General features: G+C 72.5%; 20 protein-coding genes and 1 pseudogene. 8 read left to right on the forward strand and 13 right to left on the reverse strand.

Annotated elements, in window-relative coordinates:
- Positions 1-27: 27 nt before the first annotated feature.
- Complete coding sequence (locus tag OG202_RS11830) at positions 28-285, reverse strand: DUF3311 domain-containing protein (RefSeq protein ID WP_327730355.1); 258 nt, start codon at positions 283-285, stop codon at positions 28-30.
- A 185-nt stretch (positions 286-470) separates the two neighbouring features.
- Here OG202_RS11830 and OG202_RS11835 point away from each other — a divergent pair, with 185 nt between their 5' ends.
- The 5 genes from OG202_RS11835 to OG202_RS11855 all read left to right on the forward strand — a co-directional run bounded on the left by OG202_RS11835 (position 471) and on the right by OG202_RS11855 (position 5,675).
- Positions 471-2,027, forward strand: coding sequence for a sodium:solute symporter family protein (locus OG202_RS11835; protein ID WP_327730354.1), 1,557 nt, complete (start codon positions 471-473; stop codon positions 2,025-2,027).
- Between the two features lie 167 nt (positions 2,028-2,194).
- Positions 2,195-2,755 (forward strand): SigE family RNA polymerase sigma factor, encoded by a 561-nt coding sequence (locus OG202_RS11840; RefSeq protein WP_327732292.1) that lies wholly within the window; start codon positions 2,195-2,197, stop codon positions 2,753-2,755.
- Positions 2,752-3,045: a hypothetical protein gene (locus tag OG202_RS11845; RefSeq protein ID WP_319363818.1), complete on the forward strand. Its 294-nt coding sequence runs from the start codon at positions 2,752-2,754 to the stop codon at positions 3,043-3,045. The genes OG202_RS11840 and OG202_RS11845 overlap by 4 nt, the downstream gene beginning before the upstream one ends.
- A 66-nt stretch (positions 3,046-3,111) precedes the next feature.
- Positions 3,112-4,914, forward strand: coding sequence for a glycoside hydrolase family 15 protein (locus tag OG202_RS11850; RefSeq protein WP_328222695.1), 1,803 nt, complete (start codon positions 3,112-3,114; stop codon positions 4,912-4,914).
- 5 nt (positions 4,915-4,919) lie between these two features.
- Complete coding sequence (locus tag OG202_RS11855) at positions 4,920-5,675, forward strand: SDR family oxidoreductase (protein ID WP_328222696.1); 756 nt, start codon at positions 4,920-4,922, stop codon at positions 5,673-5,675.
- 14 nt (positions 5,676-5,689) lie between these two features.
- On the opposite strand, the pseudogene OG202_RS46470 reads toward OG202_RS11855, so the two are convergent.
- Positions 5,690-6,030: pseudogene (locus OG202_RS46470) on the reverse strand (NF041680 family putative transposase); the annotation flags it as partial.
- Positions 6,031-6,306: 276 nt separating this feature from the next.
- Between OG202_RS46470 and OG202_RS11860 the strand changes: the two are divergent.
- On the forward strand, positions 6,307-6,996 hold the full coding sequence (locus OG202_RS11860; protein ID WP_327730353.1) for a hypothetical protein: 690 nt from the start codon (positions 6,307-6,309) through the stop codon (positions 6,994-6,996).
- A 50-nt stretch (positions 6,997-7,046) separates the two neighbouring features.
- On the opposite strand, the gene amaP is transcribed toward OG202_RS11860, so the two are convergent.
- The 5 genes from amaP to OG202_RS11885 all read right to left on the reverse strand — a co-directional run bounded on the left by amaP (position 7,047) and on the right by OG202_RS11885 (position 9,491).
- Complete coding sequence (amaP, locus tag OG202_RS11865; RefSeq protein WP_326583748.1) at positions 7,047-7,625, reverse strand: alkaline shock response membrane anchor protein AmaP; 579 nt, start codon at positions 7,623-7,625, stop codon at positions 7,047-7,049.
- A 7-nt stretch (positions 7,626-7,632) separates the two neighbouring features.
- A complete protein-coding gene (locus OG202_RS11870) occupies positions 7,633-8,358 on the reverse strand; it encodes a DUF6286 domain-containing protein (RefSeq protein WP_327730352.1) in 726 nt (241 codons plus the stop codon).
- Entirely contained in the window at positions 8,355-8,729 is a 375-nt protein-coding gene (locus tag OG202_RS11875) for a hypothetical protein (protein WP_327730351.1), read from the reverse strand. The genes OG202_RS11870 and OG202_RS11875 overlap by 4 nt, the downstream gene beginning before the upstream one ends.
- Positions 8,726-8,911, reverse strand: coding sequence for a hypothetical protein (locus tag OG202_RS11880; RefSeq protein WP_326583745.1), 186 nt, complete (start codon positions 8,909-8,911; stop codon positions 8,726-8,728). The genes OG202_RS11875 and OG202_RS11880 overlap by 4 nt, the downstream gene beginning before the upstream one ends.
- Positions 8,912-9,005: 94 nt before the next feature.
- Positions 9,006-9,491: an Asp23/Gls24 family envelope stress response protein gene (locus OG202_RS11885; RefSeq protein ID WP_326583744.1), complete on the reverse strand. Its 486-nt coding sequence runs from the start codon at positions 9,489-9,491 to the stop codon at positions 9,006-9,008.
- Positions 9,492-9,579: 88 nt separating this feature from the next.
- Here OG202_RS11885 and OG202_RS11890 point away from each other — a divergent pair, with 88 nt between their 5' ends.
- Entirely contained in the window at positions 9,580-10,329 is a 750-nt protein-coding gene (locus OG202_RS11890; protein ID WP_328222698.1) for a nucleopolyhedrovirus P10 family protein, read from the forward strand.
- Between the two features lie 47 nt (positions 10,330-10,376).
- Here OG202_RS11890 and OG202_RS11895 read toward each other — a convergent pair whose 3' ends face one another.
- The 3 genes from OG202_RS11895 to OG202_RS11905 all read right to left on the reverse strand — a co-directional run bounded on the left by OG202_RS11895 (position 10,377) and on the right by OG202_RS11905 (position 13,462).
- On the reverse strand, positions 10,377-11,168 hold the full coding sequence (locus tag OG202_RS11895) for an enoyl-CoA hydratase/isomerase family protein (RefSeq protein WP_326583742.1): 792 nt from the start codon (positions 11,166-11,168) through the stop codon (positions 10,377-10,379).
- Between the two features lie 125 nt (positions 11,169-11,293).
- The gene (locus tag OG202_RS11900) at positions 11,294-11,515 is read right to left on the reverse strand and encodes a helix-turn-helix domain-containing protein (RefSeq protein ID WP_006123601.1); all 222 of its coding nucleotides are present in this window, start codon (positions 11,513-11,515) and stop codon (positions 11,294-11,296) included.
- A gap of 348 nt (positions 11,516-11,863) precedes the next feature.
- Complete coding sequence (locus tag OG202_RS11905; protein WP_326583741.1) at positions 11,864-13,462, reverse strand: ABC-F family ATP-binding cassette domain-containing protein; 1,599 nt, start codon at positions 13,460-13,462, stop codon at positions 11,864-11,866.
- Between the two features lie 288 nt (positions 13,463-13,750).
- On the opposite strand from OG202_RS11905, the gene OG202_RS11910 reads away from it, so the two are divergent.
- A complete protein-coding gene (locus tag OG202_RS11910) occupies positions 13,751-14,164 on the forward strand; it encodes a VOC family protein (protein WP_326583740.1) in 414 nt (137 codons plus the stop codon).
- Between the two features lie 27 nt (positions 14,165-14,191).
- Here the strand turns inward: OG202_RS11910 and OG202_RS11915 are convergent, their stop codons facing one another.
- The 3 genes from OG202_RS11915 to OG202_RS11925 all read right to left on the reverse strand — a co-directional run bounded on the left by OG202_RS11915 (position 14,192) and on the right by OG202_RS11925 (position 18,045).
- Positions 14,192-15,589, reverse strand: a complete 1,398-nt coding sequence (locus tag OG202_RS11915) for a hypothetical protein (RefSeq protein WP_405893154.1) — start codon at positions 15,587-15,589, stop codon at positions 14,192-14,194.
- Positions 15,590-15,812: 223 nt separating this feature from the next.
- On the reverse strand, positions 15,813-16,940 hold the full coding sequence (locus OG202_RS11920) for an alpha/beta hydrolase family protein (protein WP_327730349.1): 1,128 nt from the start codon (positions 16,938-16,940) through the stop codon (positions 15,813-15,815).
- A gap of 373 nt (positions 16,941-17,313) precedes the next feature.
- Entirely contained in the window at positions 17,314-18,045 is a 732-nt protein-coding gene (locus OG202_RS11925; protein ID WP_327730347.1) for a class II aldolase/adducin family protein, read from the reverse strand.
- Positions 18,046-18,147: the final 102 nt, after the last annotated feature.

Here is an 18,147-nt window from a genome sequence, read left to right on the forward strand (position 1 = left end):
GAAAGGCAGACAGAGCGACGGTGCGGCTCAGCTATGTCGGTCCGAACCGCGCCGGTCCGAACGGTGCCGGTCCGGGCGATGTCGTGCCGTCAGCGCGTACGCGGCCAGCAGGCAGAGGCCGCATCCCGGTACCCAGGCGAGCTGGTACCAGTAGAAGAACGGCGTGCCCGCGAGCCGTGGCTCCGCACCGGCGTACCAGGGGACCCAGAGCAGTCCCGCGGCGGGGGCGAGGAGCAGTACGGCGATCGCGACGCGCCGTAGCCGCTGGTGACCGTTGCGTGCCATGGGCTGTGCTCCTCTCCCGATCGCTGTGGGTCTGTGCAAGAGTTGCCCACCCGCCGGATCCGGTTGACACCGAATTTCCAGAAGATTTCCCGCCGATTCGTGTCCTCCGAACCGGCCACCCGCGCAACCAACACGCGAGGGCCCGGGCACAACCGGGGGCTTAGGCACACCAAGGACGGTGACCCATGGCGGACGCTGCCATGACCGCGACGTTTCTCGCCGTGATCGGCGGAGCGTCGCTGCTCGCCGTCACCGCGCGCCGGCTGCGCCCCAGTGACCGGCTGCCCTCACTGGAGGGCTGGGCGCTGGCCGACCGCAGCCTCGGACCGGTGTGGACCTGGCTGCTGCTCGGCGGCACGATCTTCACCGCGTACACCTTCACCGCCGTGCCCGGACTGGCGTACGGCAACGGGGCGCCCGCCTTCTTCGCGGTGCCGTACACGGTGATCGTCTGCCCGCTGGCCTTCGTCCTGCTGACCCGGCTGTGGGAGGTGGCCCGGCGGCACGGCTACGTGACGGCCGGGGACTTCGTGCGCGGCCGGTACGGTTCGGCGCCGCTGGCCCTGGTGGTGGCGCTGACCGGGATCCTCGCGACGATGCCGTATCTGGCGCTGCAACTGCTCGGTATAAGGGCGGTGCTGACGGCCGGGGGTGTCTACCCGAAGGGCGCGGCCGGTGATCTGGTGATGGTCGCCCTGTTCGCGGGGCTCGCGGTGGCGACGTACCGGCACGGGCTGCGGGCGCCCGCCGTGATCTCGGCGCTGAAGGCGGTGGCCGTGTTCGTGTCGCTGACCGCCGTGTGCTGGCTGGTCCTGGAACGGTTCGGCGGTCCGGGCGCGGTCTTCGAAGGAGCCGCCCGGCGGCTCGGCGGAACCGAGGTCGAGCAGTCCGCCCTGCTGCTGGCCCCCGAGCAGCAGCCCGCCTACGCCACCCTCGCGCTCGGCTCGGCGCTGGCCCTGCTGATGTATCCGCACGTGCTGACCGCCGGGTTCGCCGCCGACGGACCGCACACGGTGCGCAAGGTCGCGGTGGCGCTGCCCGCCTGGACGGGACTTCTGGCCCTCTTCGGTTTCCTCGGCATCGCGGCGCTCGCGTCCGGGGTGCGGGCGCCCGAGGGCGGTGCGGAGGCGGCCGTACCGATGCTGGTGGACCGGCTGATGCCGGGGCCGCTGGCCGGACTGGTGTTCGGCGCGATCACCGTGGGCGCGCTGGTCCCGGCGGCGGTGATGTCGATCGCGGCCGCCACCGGCTTCGTCCGCAATGTGTATGTCGAGTACTTCCAGCCCACGGCGACCCCCAAGCGGCAGGTGCGCATCGCCAAGGTGGTGTCGCTGACGGCGAAGGTGGGGGCGATTGCGTTCGTGTTCGGACTGCGCGACCAGGACGCCATCAACCTCCAGCTCCTCGGCGGGGTGTGGATCCTGCAGATCTTCCCGGCCGTGGCGGTCGGCCTGTTCACCGGTCGGCTGCATCCCCGGGCGCTGCTCGCCGGGTGGGGCGTGGGCATGATGACCGGCACGTTCCTGGTGGTGCGCGAGGGGTTCTCCTCCATCGTGCTCCTGGGCGGCGGCTCGCTGGAGATCTACGCCGGCCTGCTCGCCCTCCTCGTCAACCTGACCGTCGCCGTCCTCGGCACCACGGTCCTCGAACGGCTCGGCGTCCCGCGCGGCGTCGACGCGACCGACCTACCGTCCCGCCTGACCGTCAGGCGGCGCCCCGAGACGGGAGCGAGCAACCCGTGAGACGCAGACAGCACATGGGCGTGCCGGGCCGGCACCTGGCACCGGCCGCCGCCGAGCCGCTGGGCCTGAAGACCGCACCGGCCGCCGCCGATCCGCTGGGGCAGGTACCGGCTCCGGCACCCGCCGGGTCACTGGGGCAGGTACCGGCTCCGGCCGCGGCCGGGCCGCTGATCCCGAACCCCGCGCCGGTGCCGAACCCCGCGCTGCCGCCGGGCGCCCTCGGCGACCCCGCCGACGTGGAGCGCGAGGCCGGGGTCGCCCGGCTGTTCGAGCTGCACTACTCCTCGATGCTGCGGCTCGCGGTGCTGCTGGGCGCCGACGACCCCGAGAACGTGGTGGCCGAGGCGTACTACCAGATCTACCGCAAGTGGCGGCGCCTGAGGGACGCCGAGGCGGCGGAGGCGTACCTGCGTTCCACGGTCTGCAATCTGACCCGGATGCGGATACGGCACCTCCAGGTCGCCCGCAGGCACGTGGAGACCCCGGCGGCGGAGGAGCCGGTCGCCTCCGCCGAGAGCACCGCGCTGCTCCACGACGACCAGCGGGTGCTGATCGGCGCCCTGCAGCAGTTGCCCGCCCGGCAGCGGGAGGCGCTCGTGCTGCGCCACTGGCTGGGGCTGAAGGAGAGCGAGATAGCGGCCGCGATGGGCATCTCCTGCGGCTCGGTCAAGACCCACACCGCACGCGGCCTCGCCGCCCTGACCCAGGCGATGGAGGCCCGGCGATGAACGACACCACCGGCAACGACACCGGGCGGGACCGCACCGAGCGGGAGCTGGCCGAGGCGCTCGCCGCGCTGGCGGGCGGGGTACACGCCGCTCCCGACGCCTACCGCACGGCCCGCGGCGACTGGCTCCGCCGTGAACGCCGCCGCCGCCTCGTCCTCGCCGTCCTCGTCCTGCTCGTCTTCGCCCTCGCCACGCTCCTCGGCCTCTGGGTCCTCAACCAGGCCCCCTCCGGCTCCGGGGTGATCTTCTCGGGGGTGGGAGGGACGACGGCGGGAACGGGTCCGGGCTGAGCCGCACCCGACCGCGGGGCGGATCCCGTCGGACTGATCACCCCCGGCTCCGGGAACCCGACCCTCGTGCACCCCCACATCGAGGACTACGCGCTGATCGGCGATCACCAGACGGCCGCGCTGGTGAACCGCCACGGTTCCATCGACTGGCTCTGCCTGCCCCGGTTCGACTCGGCCGCCTGCTTCGCCTCGCTGCTCGGCGGCGAGGAGAACGGGCATTGGAGGATCGCGCCCGGAGAGGGCGGGACCTGCACCCGGCGGGCGTACCGGCACGACTCGCTCGTCCTCGACACGGAGTGGGAGACGGACGAGGGCGCGGTGCGCGTGACCGACCTGATGCCGCAGCGCGATCGCGCCCCCGACGTCGTACGGATCGTCGAAGGCCTGAGCGGCCGGGTCACCATGCGCAGCACGATCCGCCTCCGCTTCGACTACGGCTCGGTCGTGCCCTGGATGCGCAGGTCGGACGGCCACCGCGTGGCGGTCGCGGGCCCGGACGCGGTGTGGCTGCGCTGCGAACCCGAGGTGCGTTCGTGGAGCGAGGACCGGGCCACGTACGCGGAGTTCACGGTGGAGCCCGGCGAGAAGGTCGCGTTCGTGCTGACCTGGCACCCCTCGCACGAACCCCGTCCCCGCCTCGTCGACCCGTACGAGGCGCTGCGGTCGAGCCTCCACGACTGGCGGGCCTGGGCGGCGCGCTGCCGGTACGACGGGCCGCACCGGGACACCGTGGTCCGCTCCCTGATCACCCTCAAGGCCCTCACCTACGCCCCGACCGGCGGCATCGTCGCGGCCGCCACCACCTCCCTCCCCGAGGAGATCGGCGGCGTCCGCAACTGGGACTACCGCCACTGCTGGCTCCGTGACTCCACCCTCACCCTCGGCGCGCTGCTGTCCTGCGGCTACCAGGAGGAGGCCGAGGCCTGGCGTGACTGGCTGCTGCGCGCGGCCGCGGGCGACCCGGCCGACCTGCAGATCATGTACGGCCTGGCCGGAGAGCGCCGCATCCCCGAGTACGACCTGCCCTGGCTGTCCGGCTACGAGGACTCGAGCCCGGTCCGGGTCGGCAACGACGCCGTACGGCAGTTGCAGCTGGACGTGTACGGCGAGGTCATCGACTCCGTGTTCGTGTCCCGGCGTTCGGGACTGCCCGACAAGCCGGACATGTGGCGGATGCAGTGCGCGCTGATGGAGTATCTGCGGACGGCCTGGCGGAAACCGGACGAGGGACTGTGGGAGGTGCGCGGGCCGCGCCGCCACTTCACCCACTCCAAGGTGATGTGCTGGGTCGCCGCCGACCGTGCCGTGCGCACCCTGGAGGACGATCCGACGCTGACCGGCGGTGACCTCGACGGCTGGCGGGCCCTGCGCGACGAGATCCACCGCGAGGTCTGCGAGCGCGGCTACGACGCCGAACGCAACACCTTCACCCAGTCGTACGGCTCCCGTGAACTGGACGCCGCGCTGCTGCTCATCCCCCAGATGGGCTTCCTGCCGCCCGAGGACCCCCGCGTCGTCGGCACGGTCGACGCGATCCGCGAGGAGCTGAGCCACGAGGGGCTCGTGCGCCGCTACAGCGCCGACCACCTCACGGCCGCGACCGCCTCCGTCGACGGGCTGCCGGGCGGCGAGGCCACGTTCCTCGTCTGCTCGTTCTGGCTGGCGGACGCGCTGCACCTGACCGGCCGTACGGAGGAGGCGCGCGAACTGTTCGAACGGCTGGTGGGGCTGGTAAACGACGTGGGGCTGCTCGCCGAGGAGTACGACCCCGTCGCGAAGCGACAGCTCGGGAACTTCCCGCAGGCGTTCAGCCATGTCGGTCTCGTCGGCACCGCCCTCGCTCTCTTCGACGGGGAGGAGGCAGGATAGGGGCCATGGATCTTGGGCTGAAGGACCGTGTCTACATCATCACCGGGGCGACCCGCGGACTGGGCAACGCGGTCGCGCGGGAACTCGTCGCCGACGGCGCGAAGGTGGTCGTCACGGGCCGCGAGGAGGAGAGCGTGGCCGCGGCCGCGGCAGCGCTCGGGGCGAACGCGGTGGGTGTGGCCGCGGACAACGCGGACCCCGAGGCCGCCGAGCGGCTGATCGCCGCCGCCCGTGACCACTTCGGGGGCTTCGACGGCATCCTGGTCAGCGTGGGCGGGCCGGCGCCGGGGTTCGTCGCCGACACCACGGACGAGCAGTGGAGCGCCGCGTTCGCATCGGTGTTCCTGGGGGCGGTCCGCCTGGCGCGGGCGGCCGCCGAGGAGCTCGGTGAGGGCGGCGTCATCGGGTTCGTGCTGTCCGGGTCCGTGCACGAGCCGATTCCGGGGCTGACCATCTCGAACGGGCTGCGGCCGGGGCTGGCCGGGTTCGCCAAGTCGCTCTCCGACGAGCTGGGGCCGCGCGGGATTCGGGTGGTCGGGCTGCTGCCGGCTCGGATCGACACGGATCGGGTGCGTGAGCTGGACGGGATGTCGGCGGATCCGGAGGCGACCCGGGCTGCGCACGAGTCCCGGATCCCGTTGCGACGGTACGGGAGGCCGGAGGAGTTCGGGCGTGCGGGGGCGTTCCTGCTGTCTCCGGCCGCGTCCTATCTGACGGGCATCATGCTGCCGGTCGACGGTGGGATGCGGCACGGGTTCTGAGCTGGCCCTTCGTGGCCGCCGGGCAGGCGGTCGACCTCTTGATGCGGATCAACGTGCCCTCGATGAGGGGGAGTTCGCCGGTGTGGTCGATCCACGCCGATCGGGTGGTCGGACGAGGACGGACGAGGTTCCAGGCCATCGCGCGAGCGGTGGCCCCATCAAGCGGTGCCCCAGCGGTCGGTGACCTGCTCGGCGCCGCGGCAGGCTCGCCGCGGGTGACGGGCTCGGCGAAGCGGACCTCCCTGCCGTGCTTCGGCGGGCGTCCGCCCCGGGACGGTGAGATCCACGGCATGGGGACCGGCTGGCGCATCACCCGGTCCGTACGCATCCGCCCGAGGAACTCCGCCGGCGTGCCGACTGGCCACGTCGATGGGGTCCTTGACCCCGCGGCGGACCTGGTCGGCGGGTGACCTCGGCAACGTCCTCGGTTGGTTCCGGCCGCAGAGCGTCCAGCATCCTCGACCCGCCCACGAACATCTCGGCGGCCTCACCCGCTGGGTCGACAGCGCAACCGCCCCGGTGGCCGACCGCCGCCCGACGGTGGGCTCCGTCGTCATCTCGCGTCTCCCCCTTGATCAGCGGATCCGCTGTCACCCTGTACGGCTCCGCCTGACGTTGATTTACTCGGGGAATGCGCCGGCGAGGCAACGACAGTTCATGGTGGGTCGCCGGCATCGTCGTGGGGTTGCTCCTCGCGGGTCTGGGCGCCGGGCGCATCGGGGCGGCGTACCACCACGAGCGCCAGGAGCGGGGCGTTTCGGCGTGTATCGCCGAGCGGGGTGTCGAGCAGTGCCTGCCTGTACGGACCGCCGCCATCACGAAGACAACCAAGGTGCAGGGCACGTTCGGGGACGGGCTGGACGTGTATCTCGACGGGGCATCGGAGCCGTCGTTCACGGTCTCGCTGGACTGGAGCGAGCGGCTACGCTCGGAGCTCGTCGTCGCCGATTGGCAGGGCCAGGTGTGGGCCTGGCAGGAGCCCGTGCACCATCGGTGGGAAGAACGGAACGACACCCCACTGCCGCTCCGGACGCTCACCTATCTCTCGGTGATCCTTTTCGGCGGCTGGTTGGTACTGCACTTCGGGAGCTACCTGCTGATCGAGGGGCCCAGTCGGTACACCGAACTGGCCGAACGGTTGGTCGCCGCGTACAGCGGGCTGAGCCTTGCGGGAGTGGGGATCCTTTTCGGGTTCGGCTTCGGCCGGCTCTTCGGGCTGCTGTCCATCGCCTGCGTGGTGGGGGCCATCGGTGTCAATGGCGCGGAACACCGGCGCTCTTGGCGGAGCGCCTGGCGCCGTGCCCGCCGTCTACCGCGTTGACCGCATCCGCGTCGGCGGAACGCCTGGAGGCGGGACAAACCGATCGGCGCTCAACTCACCCTTCCCGCTCGGTGCTTGGCCCCTTGCAGTCTGACCTCCGCCGGTAGGGCCGCCAGACCGGCCGAGTTCCGGGCGTGGGTGAGGGCCTCCGTCGTGAGGGTGTGGAGGGCGTCGGCAGGGTTCACATGGGGCTGGAGGAGGAGGCGGACTCGGGCCTCGGGGGCGTTGCGGCGGCCGGTCAGGCGGGCGTGGGCGCGTTCGACGCCGTCCGACTCGGCCGCCTCGCTGGTGAGTACGCCTTCCAGCGCCCGCCCGCGCAGCAGTGCTCCCTCGCCGTCGCCGGTGTCGACGAGCACCTCGGCGAGACGGTGGCGGCGCAGGACCGCCGTCAGCCACCACAGGGCCAGCAGGACGAGGACGGCGAGCCCGGCGATGACGGCGGGCCACCACCAGCCGGAATCACGCCAGCGCGTCCGCTCGGCGTCGCTGAGCAGGACGTCGTCGGGGCCGTCGTGCAGCCACCAGGAGGGCGGGTCCACGCCGAGTCCGACGGCGAGGACGGCGCCGCCGATACCGACCAGGACGAGTCCGACGACTCCGAGCAGCACCCGGTTGACGATCCTCAGCATCGAACACTCACCCCTTCCGGCCGGGCCGGCGTACATGCACCGACAGGGCGGGCGGCCGGGACAGGCCCAGCCCCCGGATACCGTCGGCGAGCGTGGCGTCCAGGTCGGCCCGTACCTCGTCGAGTTCCCGGAAGTGGGACACCGCGCGGACGTCGACCCGCTTGCGTCCCGCCCGGACCCGTACGGACTGCACGCCGGACACCTCCATGGCCCGGTCGCGCAGGGCCAGCGCGGCGGCACCCCGGTGCAGTCCGGCCCGTACCCGGGGGTGGACGCGCCGCATCGGCAGGACGTCGCGCAGTCCGGGGGTGGCGGCGAGCAGGAGCAGCCAGAGGCCGAGGAGTACGGCGACCGAAGCGCCGACGAGCACCCAGACGTCGTCGAGGGGACGCTCGGCGAGCTGCCGGGCCAGCGAACGGCGCCATGCCATGGCGGGCCGGTCGGCGCGGACGGCGACGATGTCGTACAGGAAGAGGCCCGCGCCCGCGAGGAGCAGCGCCGCGAGGACGGCCGCGGGGACTCTGCGCGCGGACCAGAAGCGCTTCTCCCCGCCGTTGTCGCCGTCGAGGTCGGGCGGCGGGTCGTAAGCGGCGGCCGAGGCCGACTGATCCGGCTCGCGGTCGGCCGCCTTCCCCCCGGCCGTCGCGTCGGCCGCGTCGTGGGCCTTCTCGTCGGCCTTCTCGATGACGGGTAGTCGTTGAGTGGTGCCTTCGGAGCGCTGGGGTTCGCTCATCGCGTCCTCCCCTGTGCCGCGTCGTGTGCGTGCGCCAGGTGCAGCCGTTCCACCTGGACGGCCACCTCCGATACGTGCATTCCCGCCAACGTCCCTACCCGCTCGGCGACATGACGACGCACCGCAGCGCATTGGCCACCGATGTCCGAGGGGTACGGGAGTCCGAGGGTGACACGGACGCGCGCGGTCTCCTGACGAAGGACGACGGTGGCGTTCGGGGGCGCGGAGGCAGACGTCGGCGCCACCAGTGCCTCGCGCGCCGCCTGCGCGGCGATCTTCGCGACCACCCGGTCGGCGATCCTGGTCGCCCCGCGCTCACCGGGCGGAACGGCCTTCGTCTCCGTGGGACGGCCGCTGTCCACCGGGTTCACCGGCGTCGGTCGTCACGCCGGCGGAAGAAGTCGCCCAGCTCCAGGTCCCCCTCCAGGACCCGGCCGACGACGAAGCCGACGGCGCCCAGCGCGGCCACCAGCAGGAAGGCGCCGAATCCGCCGAAGTATCCGGCGAAGCCGAGGGCCATCCCTGCGATCATGCCGGTCACGGCCAAGCTCATGCTGCGCTCCTAGGGACTCAGGGACTCCTGTCGCGTGCCATCGGGCTGACGCGTTCCGTCGAACTGTGGTGTCTCATCGGGGCCGGGGCTCCGCTCATTGCAGCCGGGACTCCGGCTCCTCGTCCTCCTCGTCCGGCAGCTTCACATCGCTGACCGCGATGTTGACCTCGACGACCTCCAGGCCGGTCATCCGCTCGACGGCCGCGATGACGTTCTCACGCACATCACGGGCCACGTCGATGATGGACACCCCGTAGTCGACGACGATCTCCAGGTCGAGCGCGGTCTGCACCTCGCCGACCTCGACCTTCACACCCCGGGTCACGGACTTGGCCCCGCCGGGGACCCGGTCCCGCACGGCCCCGAAGGTCCGTGACAGCCCGCTGCCCATGGCGTGCACGCCCACCACTTCCCGCGCGGCGAGCCCGGCGATCTTCTCCACGACGCCGTCGGCGATGGTCGTACGCCCCCGACCTCCCGGATCGCCGCCGCCGCGCCGGGTCGTCCTACGCCCGACCTGCGTCGACTCCTTGGTGGTGTCGGGTCCTTCCGTCCGGTTCCGCTCCGTCATGTCAGTCATGCCGTACGTCCCTTCCGGTCGTCCCCCCTCTAGCCCACAGTAAGCGCGGTTGCGGTGCCGCGCGCCAGGGATGCGGCAGGCTGGAGCAATGACGGCGGACGGATGGACGATGGCGGTACGTCAGCGGCTCGGGCTCGGCCGCGTGCTCCCCCTGGGGGGCCCGCACGACGGCGCGTGGATCACGGAGAGCGCGGCCCGGGCGGCACTGCGCCGTACGGCCGCGTCGCTGCGCGGGGTCGCCCTGGGCCCCCTCCGCATCTCCCTGGCCGACCCGGAGGCCTCTCCCGGCTCCCCCGAAACCGCCGTGCCCCCTCCCCCGAGCGCCCTCCCGCCCGGCCCCCTGCGCGTCACGGCCGACTTCGCCGCCTTCTCGGGCCCGGCCGCCGAGCCCATTCCGGTCACGGCGGCCCGCCTCCGTACGGCGCTCTCCACCACCGCCACGGAACGCCTCGGACTGACGGTGACGGAGATCGACCTCCGGGTGACCCATCTGCTGGAAGACGCGGTGGTGGAGGAGGAGCAACCCGCCTCACCGGCCCCTGAACCCGTGCCCGCCGCCGCGCCCCGGCCCACCGGCGACGACGAGGAGTCCCGTGTGGCCGCCGCGGCGCTCTCGGTCCGCGGCGTCAGCCACCTCACCAGCGCTCTCGGCGGCCCGGGCCGAGCCGTGGACATCGCCCCGGGTCCCGCTCTCCCCCGCCGCCACGTCCGGGTGGAACTGGCGGTGACGCGGGAGAGGCGGGTCCTGGACGTGGCGCGCGACGTGCGACGAGCGGTGGGCGAGGCGCTACCGGACCGCCCCTCGGTGGCGGTACTCATCACGGCCGTCGGCCGCTGAGCACGGCGGACTCCACGAGCGACTCCACGAGAGCTCCACCGAGTCGGCTACTCCCCGACCCCCGCCAGGTCCCGCAGCCGCCGAGCCTGGGCCGCCCGTTCCGCCGCCCGCTGCTCGTCGTACCCCCGGCCTCCGGCTCCCCGCAGCAGCGCCTTGGTCTCGATCACCGCTTCCCGCGGCGCCGTCACCAACGCCCCCGCCAGATCCCGCACGGCGTCGTCGAGTTGATCGACAGGCACCGCGAGATTCGCGAGCCCGACCCGCTGCGCCTCGTCCGCCTGGACGAAACGCCCGGTGAGGCAGATCTCCAGGGCGCGGGCGTACCCGACGAGGCTCACCAGCGGATGGGTCCCCGTGAGGTCGGGCACGAGCCCGAGACTGGTTTCGAGCATGGCGAACTGCACGTCGTCGGCGACGACGCGCAGATCACAGGCGAGGGCAAGCTGGAAGCCCGCACCGACGGCGTGCCCCTGCACGGCGGCGATGGACACGATGTCGTTGCGCCGCCACCAGGTGAACGCCTCCTGGTACTCGGCGATGGTCGAGTCGAGCCCGGCGTCGTCACGGCGCGCGAGCTCGATGAACGACGGCTCCCCCTCGATGCCTTCGGGCGCGAACATCTGCCGGTTGAGCCCGGCGGAGAACGATTTGCCCTCGGCACGCAGCACGACCACGCGGACGGAGCCCGGCACCGACCGCCCGGCCTCGGTGAGCGCCCGCCACAGAGCGGGGCTCTGCGCGTTGCGCTTGGCCGGATTGGTCAGCGTCACCGTGGCGATCGCGTCGTCAACGGTGAGCCGTACGCCGTCCTTGTCGAGCAGCGGTTCGAGCGAAGCCATGGGGCGCCTCCGATGAGTGCGGTCAGCAGAGCGATGGAGCGATGCTAAGTGACTGCACAGTAACCACCCGGTCGATCAGCCGACCGACCGGGTGGCCACCATCGAAGCCGATGGGCCGCCCGGCGTCAGGCCGAGGCGGCTTTCTTGCCCCGCGTCGCGCCGCCACGCCCTCGGAGCGTGACACCCGACTCGCTGAGCATCCGGTGTACGAAGCCATACGAGCGGCCGGTTTCCTCGGCCAGCGCCCGAATGCTCGCACCGGAGTCGTACTTCTTCTTCAGGTCTGCCGCGAGCTTGTCGCGCGCGGCGCCGGTAACCCGGCTGCCCTTCTTCAGAGTCTCGGCCACCCGGTCCTCCTCATGGGAAGTGCGCTCTGGTCTCCTCATGATCACCCCTCCGGCGCGCGATGGCCACCCATTCGGCAAGGTCCGTGAGACAAGGTTTTGACGACAGGAGCGCGTACTCACGAGTGGAACCTGTGATTCCGCCCAGCGGCGTCCGTACGGCCGAACGGGTTGTTCCGCGAAGTGCCAGGTCAGAGACGCGCGACGGCCGAGCCCTTCACGGAGAAGGGCTCGGCCGGGAAATCGATGTAGGACACACCTCGGTACGAGGAGATCTCACACAGATGATGGATCACGGATGGGCCGAATGATCCATACGCAGTTGATCAACCCATTCGGCCGGTCACTCGCTCAGGCGAGCGCGACGAGATCCGCGTAGTCCGCGCCCCACAGGTCCTCGACGCCGTCCGGCAGCAGGATGATCCGCTCCGGCTGGAGCGCCTCGACCGCGCCCTCGTCGTGGGTGACGAGGACGACCGCGCCCTTGTAGGTGCGCAGCGCGCCGAGGATCTCCTCGCGGCTGGCGGGGTCGAGGTTGTTGGTCGGCTCGTCGAGGAGGAGGACGTTCGCGGACGACACCACGAGGGTCGCGAGCGCCAGACGGGTCTTCTCGCCGCCGGAGAGGACCCCGGCCGGCTTGTCGACGTCGTCGCCGGAGAACAGGAACGAGCCGAGCGTCTTACGGATCTCGACCAGGTCCAGGTCGGGGGAGGCGGAGCGCATGTTCTCCAGGACCGTGCGGTCCGGGTCGAGGGTCTCGTGCTCCTGCGCGTAGTAGCCGAGCTTGAGGCCGTGGCCCTCGATCACCTCGCCGGTGTCGGGCTTCTCGACGCCGCCGAGGAGACGCAGGAGGGTGGTCTTGCCGGCACCGTTGAGGCCGAGGATGACGACCCGGGAGCCCTTGTCGATGGCGAGGTCGACGTCGGTGAAGATCTCCAGCGAGCCGTACGACTTCGACAGTCCCTCGGCGGTGAGCGGGGTCTTGCCGCAGGGCGCGGGGTCGGGGAAGCGCAGCTTGGCGACCTTGTCGGAGACCCGTACCGCGTCGAGGCCGGCGAGCAGCCGGTCGGCGCGCTTGGCCATGTTCTGCGCGGCGACGGTCTTGGTGGCCTTGGCGCGCATCTTGTCGGCCTGCGAGTGCAGCGCGGCGGCCTTCTTCTCGGCGTTCTGCCGCTCGCGCTTGCGGCGCTTCTCGTCGGCCTCGCGCTGCTGCTGGTAGAGCTTCCAGCCCATGTTGTAGACGTCGATCTCGGCGCGGTTGGCGTCCAGGTAGAACACCTTGTTGACGACCGTCTCGACCAGGTCGACGTCGTGGGAGATCACGATGAAGCCGCCGCGGTAGGTCTTGAGGTAGTCGCGCAGCCAGACGATCGAGTCGGCGTCGAGGTGGTTCGTCGGCTCGTCGAGGAGCAGGGTGTCCGCGTCGGAGAAGAGGATCCGGGCCAGCTCGATACGGCGGCGCTGACCGCCGGAGAGGGTGTGCAGCGGCTGGCCGAGCACCCGGTCGGGCAGGTTGAGCGCGGCGGCGATGGTGGCGGCCTCGGCCTCGGCGGAGTACCCGCCCTTGGTGAGGAACTCCGTCTCCTGGCGCTCGTACTGCTTCAGCGCCTTCTCCCGCGTGCTGCCCTGACCGCCTGCGATGCGCTGCTCGTTCTCGCGCATCTTGCGGATCAGTACGTCGAGGCCGCGCGCGGACAGGATGCGGTCGCGGGCGAGGACGTCGAGGTCGCCGGTGCGGGGGTCCTGCGGGAGGTAGCCGACCTCGCCGGAGCGGGTGATGGTGCCACCGGCCGGGATGCCCTCGCCGGCCAGGCACTTGGTGAGGGTGGTCTTGCCGGCGCCGTTACGGCCGACCAGACCGATGCGGTCGCCCTTGGCGATGCGGAAGGTGGCGGACTCGATGAGGACGCGGGCACCGGCGCGCAGCTCGACGGCGGAGGCGGAGATCACGGACAGGCTCCAGGGCGGATCGGTGTGGCGGGTGGGCGGCTGAGGACGTTCCCGCCGTCTAATGCGCGAGGAGAATGGCCATGGGCCGATTCTAACTGGGGGCGGCAAGCGGTTTTCCGCCCGTATGACAAGGGATCACGTGGCCTCGGTCACCGGTGCGGTCATCCGGTGCGGTCGCCGGTGCGCCCGGCATCGGTCCGGGTCGTTCGCTCGGCAGGGCGTTGTCGGTGGTGGGTGCAAAACTGAGCAGCGGGTCGTATTCCGGACGACGGAGAGGTCGTGATCGGTATGACGAGCAGGAGCGACGGACGTCCGAGCATCTATCCGACGCTGCTGTACGCGGACGCCAAGGCCGCCATCAGGCAGCTCACGGAGGCGCTGGGCTTCACCGAGCTCTCGGTGTACGAGGGCGAGGACGGGGTGGTGCAGCACGCCGAGCTGACACAGGGCAACGGCGCGGTGATGGTCGGTTCCAAGGGCAGCGGCAGCGTCTTCGACGGCGCGATGAAGGGCGCGGGGCCCACCGGGGTGTACATCGTCGTGGACGACGTGGACGCCCACCACCGGCGGGCCGTGGAGCACGGCGTGGAGATCCTGACGCCCCCGACGGACCAGGACTACGGTTCGCGGGACTACCTGGCCCGGGACGCCGAGGGCAATGTGTGGAGCTTCGGCACGTACGCCCCCGAGACAGGCGGCTGACGCCCTCCCCGGTGCTCCGTCTCCCGGTCAGCTGCCTCCGGTGTGCACCTGGAAGGCGGCGCGGCGGACGGCCTTGGCGAGGGCCGGGTCGGGGTGGGCGGCGGCCAGGGCGACCAGGACCTGGACGGTGCGGGGGTGGCCGACGGCGCGGACCTCGGCGAGCAGCGCGGGGACCGTGGGCTGCACCGCGGACTCCAGGTGCCGGACGAGGAGGGGGGCCTCGCCGTGGTCGGCGACGGCGGCGGCGGTGTCGACCCAGAGCCAGGTGGCCTCCTCGCGGGTGAGGACCTCGTGCGCGTCCTCGGGGTCGGCGCCGTCGTGCACGGCGAGCCAGAGCAGGGCGTAGGGGCGCAGCGGGGTCTCGTCGGCGACGGTGCGGACGTCCGGCTCGGCGGGGGCGCCGACGACGCGCAGCGCCTCGAAGGCGAGGCCCCGGATGAGGGCGTCCTCGCCGCGGGCGGCGTCGATGAGCTCGGTGACGGCGCCGCCGACGGGGCGGGCGGCGAGCCAGGCGCGGTACTCGGCGCGGGCCGCGTTGGGGCGGAGCTGGGCGCAGCCTCTGAGCATGTCCTCGGCGGAGACCTCGATGTTCCCGGCGGGGCTCTGCGCGGCGACGCAGATCTGCTCCAGCTTGACCCAGACCGCCCAGCTGCCGAGCGGGGTGAGGGTGGCCTGGGCGTCGTCGTAGGTGAGGGCACCGACCGAGGCGAGGGCGCGCAGGGACCAGTCGAGCAGCGGGGCGAGGGGGGTGTCCTCGGCTCCGGGCTCCGGGCTCGGCTCGGGCTGCGGACCGTAGGGGACCTCGCAGCGTTCGGTGCGCAGTTCGGTGACCCGCTGCTCCAGGAGGTCGAGGAGCTGCTCCACGGGGACGGGCCCGGCGGAGAGCTGGAGGAAGGAGAGCACCTGGGGCATGGCCGAGACGACCTCGGCGACGGCCGCGGGCTCCCGGTCCTCGGGCTCGGGATAGGCGATGGACCAGGCGTCGAAGAACGCGACCCAGCCGCGCAGTACGGCGCTGTCGTCGCGGTTCCAGGCACGCAGCCGCCAGCCGGGGCGCGCGCTGTCGCCGTGCACCTCGACGAGGCCGGCCAGCCGTGCCGTGTCCCAGTCGTGGCGGACCTGATCCGGGGTCAGCCCGAGGTCGGCGGCGGCCCGTTCGGCGGTCACGGCGGAGAGGGTGCCCTTGCCGTCGGGGTTCGCCCCCTCGCGGCCGGGGCGCAGGGCGGCATCGGCCCAGTGGGCGACGCGAGCCGCGTCCGCCAGGACGGCGCGGGCCATGCGGGCGAGTTCCACGGGCGGCGGTGTGCCCTCCGGGGGCCGGGGAGCCGGTCGGCGACGCTGGGTCACTGCTGCTCGGGGAGCGGCGGCCAGGGTTCGCGGGCCGACGAGTCGGAGCCTGGAGTCGCGCGGGTTACGGGACGTCACGGGGGCAGTCTTCCGGTTGACGGTCCGAAAACCCAAACGGAATGTCACAGCGGGCGACAGGGGTGGCCAAGGCACGGGTTCCCCACGGGGTTGACATTGATGGGGATCGCCTTGGTACGGAACTAAACGGAATGTGGCGTACCTCTCGCGGTGGAGAGGTTTCGCGGCCCTTCCGTCGGTGGGCGGTGGAGCTGGTGCGGGACCTCTCGCGGCCCATGGCTGCCTACATCAGCGGAGTGAGGAAGCGGCGGAGGGCTTCTTCGTAGGCCTTGGGGTCGGCGTTCCACATGGCGCCGTGCGGGGCGTGGCGGACCGTGCGGAGGGTGACCCGGTCGGGGCGGTGGGCGGCGAGGCGGCGGGAGGGGCCCCACGGGGCGACGGCGTCGTCGGGGCCGTGGAAGAGCAGGGTCGGCGTCCTGAGCCCCGGCGGGACGGTGTCCTGGTCGACGGGGACGGCGCGCAGTCCCGTGCGGCCCTGGGCGGCGCGGACCGCGAGGGGCAGCAGGGCGCCGGGGGTGCGGCGGGCGGCGGCGAGGGCGCGCAGGGTGGCCGTCCAGTCGAGGACCGGTGAGTCGAGGACGAGTCCGGCGACGCGGTCGCGCAGCGCGGAGTGCGTGGCGGCGCGCAGGGCCATGGTGGCGCCGGTGGACCAGCCGAGCAGGACGACCCGCTCGGCGCCGGACCTGACGGCGTACCGGATGGCGGCGTCCACGTCGCGCCACTCGGTCTCGCCGAGGTGGTTCAGGCCGTCCGGCGAGCGGGGTGCGTCCGGGTCCCCGCGGTAGGCGAGGGCGAGCACCGGGAAGTGGTGGCGGTGCAGGAACTCCATGACGTTCATGGTGTGTTCGCGGGTGGCGCCCAGGCCGTGCACGGCGATCACCCAGGTGTCCCGGGCCGCGGGCACGAACCAGGCGGGCAGGGTGCCGAGTTCGCCGGGGATCTCGACGTCGTCCTGGTCGAGCCCGAGGGCGGTCCGTGGGTCGCCGATGTGGAGGGCGGGGGTGAACCACACCTTGTCGCCCGGCTCCAGGGTGCCGTGGGTGACGCGCTCCAGGCGGCGTACGACCGCGTCGGGGGCGTGCGGTGCGCTGTTCAGGACGTCGCCGACGACCGCGTGGGTGCCGTTGCCGGTGAGTCCGTAGGTGCCGGGGCGCTGTGAGGCGAAGGCCCGGGTCAGGGCGATGCGGCCGGCGGCGGTGGCGTGCACGGTCAGCCGGGGTTCCGTCGGCAGCGGTGCGCCCGGCGGCGCCTTCAGCGCGACGTCGCTCGCCAGGCGGCCCGCGGCGACACTGGCCGCACCGGCCGCGAACGCGAGGCCGACGGCCGCGACTGCTGCTTTGACTGCACCCACGGGTCCAGTGTCCTGGCGGACCGCGTCGTGGGCCAGTGGGCGTGGACGTCGGGGTGACCGGGAGGCGGGGCGGGGCAGCCGTGGGGCCGGGGGGACTGGGGTGCTCTCCGCCCCCACCCCTGGCGTTCGCATGGGCGCACGCGGGCTCGACATCACCGAGAAGGCCCGGTCGGCTGAGCGCCGTCGCGGCGGAGAGCCGACAACCGGCGGGAGCAGGGGCAGCCGACCGGAAGAGCCACGCTCGGGGGCAGAACCGGGGGTGGGCGGCCGGGAGCGGAACCGAGGTGCACGGCCAGAGGCGAACCGGCACGGCGGTGAGCAGCCTTGACGGCCTGTCCGGCCGTGTCGGGCGTGGCGTGGCACCCGAAGTCCGCTACCCCGGCTGGCCGTACCCCCGAAACCGTTCGCCCGCCTCCGCGAGTTGCTCGGGCGTGAGCAGGTGCGGGGTGAGGCCCGGGATCGAGGACGCCGTCAGCCAGACCCGGGACATCCATTCGAGTTGGGTTGTGCGGTCGTAGGCCTCGGAGAGGGTGTTCCCGTAGGCGATCGTGCCGTGGTTCTGGAGGAGACAAGCGGTGCGCCCTGTCAAAGCGCGGAGCATGTTCTCGGCCAACTCCGGGGTGCCGTAGGTCGCGTAGGGGGCGACTCGGACGGGTCCGCCGAGGACCGCGGACATGTAGTGGATCAGCGGCAGCTCGCTCACGAGGGTGGAGACGGCCGTCGCGTGGACGGCGTGGGTGTGGACGACGGCACGGGCGTCCGTGGTCGTCTGGATCGCCAGGTGCATGGGGAGCTCGCTCGTCGGCCGGAGCGTGCCGAGGACCTGTCGGCCGGAGAGGTCGACGCCCGTCACGTCGTCCGGGGTCAGACGGTCGTACGGCACTCCCGTCGGTGTGACCAGGACGGTGTCCCCGACGCGCACGGACACGTTCCCGGAGGTGCCCACGACCAGCCCGTCGGCCACCGTCCGGCGGGCCGTCGCGACGAGCTCGTCCCACGCGCGCGCCACGTCGTCCGGCACACCCCGCCGCCGTACGTCGCGCGCATCCCGTGCACCCGCACCCGCGCCCCGCTCGTCCCGGGTGTTCCCCTGCTGCTCAGCCATGCCGTGATCCTGCCAGGCGGCCCGCGGCGGCGGGTCCCCGGCGCGGGCACGGCAGGGCGGGAAGCGGTCCTTCGGAAGAGCCCATATCCGCATACGTCACCC

Origin of the sequence: Streptomyces sp. NBC_00310 (assembly GCF_036208085.1) — a bacterium.
Classification (GTDB): Bacteria; Actinomycetota; Actinomycetes; order Streptomycetales; family Streptomycetaceae; genus Streptomyces.